The sequence below is a fragment of the Streptococcus pseudopneumoniae ATCC BAA-960 = CCUG 49455 genome (assembly GCF_002087075.1).
Lineage (GTDB): Bacteria > Bacillota > Bacilli > Lactobacillales > Streptococcaceae > Streptococcus > Streptococcus pseudopneumoniae.
Window position 1 is genome coordinate 28665 of record NZ_MWSM01000025.1, and the last position, 1849, is coordinate 30513.

The following is a 1849-nucleotide window of genomic DNA, read 5'->3' on the forward strand; positions in this document are numbered from 1 at the left end:
AACACTGTTTTGAGGTTGCATATGAAACTGACGAAGTCAGCTCAAAACATAGTTTTGAGGTTGTAGATGAAACTGACGAAGTCAGCTCAAAACATAGTTTTGAGGTTGTAGATGAAACTGACGAAGTCAGTAACCATACCTACGGCAAGGTGAAGCTGACGTGGTTTGAAGAGATTTTCGAAGAGTATCAATCGAGTAGGGGATAATCTCTAGCCCCTCTCACACCACCGTACGTGCCGTTCGGCATACGGCGGTTCAACTAACTTTTAACGCATGTCGTTCAAGGTAATAATCCAAACACGAAACCAGTCCTCGTTTTTCAAGGACTGGTTTTGATATAGCACGTTTAAGTACCGACTTCTGAGCTACTAATTGATAATGGTCACCCCAGCCAGATACCTTATCTGCTATCCATTTAGGAACTCCTAACTTAAGCAATCCCCATAGTCGTCTCGATTTCTTCTTCCATTGCTTCCAGATAATCACTCGTAGGCGAGTACGCAAGCGCTCATCTATGCTGGTGACAATACTTTTCATATTTCCCAATGAGAAATAGTTTATCCATCCTCGAATAGACAAATTCAGTTGCTCAATACGTCTTGTTAAGTCTATACTCCATTTCCTCTGTGTTAGTTTCTTCAATTTAAGCTTAAATCTCCGAACACTATCTTGATGGGGACGACTTTTCCAACCATCTGATGATTTCCAGAACCCAAAACCTAAGTATTTCAGCTCTCTTGGTCTGGTAATCTTAGTCTTGGTCATATTTACTTTCAAACCTAGCCGTTTCTCAATAAAACGACTGACTGAATACATCACACGCTTAGCGGCTGCCTCGCTTCCGACCGTCATCACACAATCATCTGCGTAGCGCACAAATCGAAGTCCCCTCTTTTCTAATTCCTTGTCCAATTCATTAAGCATGACATTGGATAAGAGAGGAGATACATTTCCTCCCTGTGGTGTGCCAACTAGCGTTTTATGACGTTGACCATTAATGATAACACCTGAATGAAGATACTTACGAATCAAGGATTCCCTATCTCCGTCTTCGATAATGTTATGTACTAAGGACATCAATCTATCTTGAGGAACCCTATCGAAAAATTTCTCTAGGTCTATATCCACTATCCACTCATAGCCGTCATTTAAGTACTCTAAGAACTTCCTGATGGCTTTTTCACATGACCTATTTGGTCTGAAGCCATAACTCGTATCTGAGAAATGAGATTCACAAATGGGGCTCATGACTTGGACAATGGCTTGTTGGATTATCCTATCCATCACTGTCGGAATTCCTAGTTGACGGATGCCTCCGTTTGGTTTAGGAATCTCAACTCTAAGAACTGGTTGAGGCTTATATTTTCTCTGTTTTATCAGTTCCTTAGTCAAGCGCCAGTTTTGTCTGAGATAATTATCCATCTCTTCTATAGTCATTCCATCAATCCCAGCTGAGCCTTTATTGGATTTTACTTGATTGTAGGCTTCCAGCATATTTTCGCGTGATACTATCTTATCTAGCAATTTTGACATGTGCCTATTCCTTTCTTGTTTTGGTGCCTGAGGGATATCTTATATTGGTGAACCTTCATCTAGTCAATACGTGACAGAGTCCAGTTCTATCAGACCTCTCGTTTTACAGACACAAGTAAAGTAGGATTACTTCGATCTGTCGTTTTCTCTTTCTAGCGACAGACCTCAAACAGTCTCTCCCCAGACTGTTTGAGTATTCACCCCTTCGCTCCACTTCCATTACAGAAGTTTCCTCACTACTATGGGTTCGGCTGACTTCTCATGATTCCTTGTTACTACGCTTTCATACTCAATTGTTTTCAAAAAGCAACCTTGT

At 41.0% G+C, this 1849-nt stretch carries 1 protein-coding gene and 1 pseudogene; one reads left to right on the forward strand and one right to left on the reverse strand.

Annotation, left to right across the window (positions count from 1 at the left end):
* Positions 1-206: pseudogene (locus B4W83_RS12770) on the forward strand (hypothetical protein); the annotation flags it as partial.
* A gap of 49 nt (positions 207-255) precedes the next feature.
* On the opposite strand, the gene ltrA reads toward B4W83_RS12770, so the two are convergent.
* Positions 256-1533 (reverse strand): group II intron reverse transcriptase/maturase, encoded by a 1278-nt coding sequence (gene ltrA / locus B4W83_RS06625; RefSeq protein ID WP_083022245.1) that lies wholly within the window; start codon positions 1531-1533, stop codon positions 256-258.
* Between the last annotated feature and the right edge of the window lie 316 nt (positions 1534-1849).

What these genes read in the sequence shown, in the direction of transcription:
- ltrA (WP_083022245.1), bottom strand. Translation starts at nt 1,533, where the DNA reads ATGTCAAAATTGCTAGATAAGATAGTATCACGCGAAAATATGCTGGAA.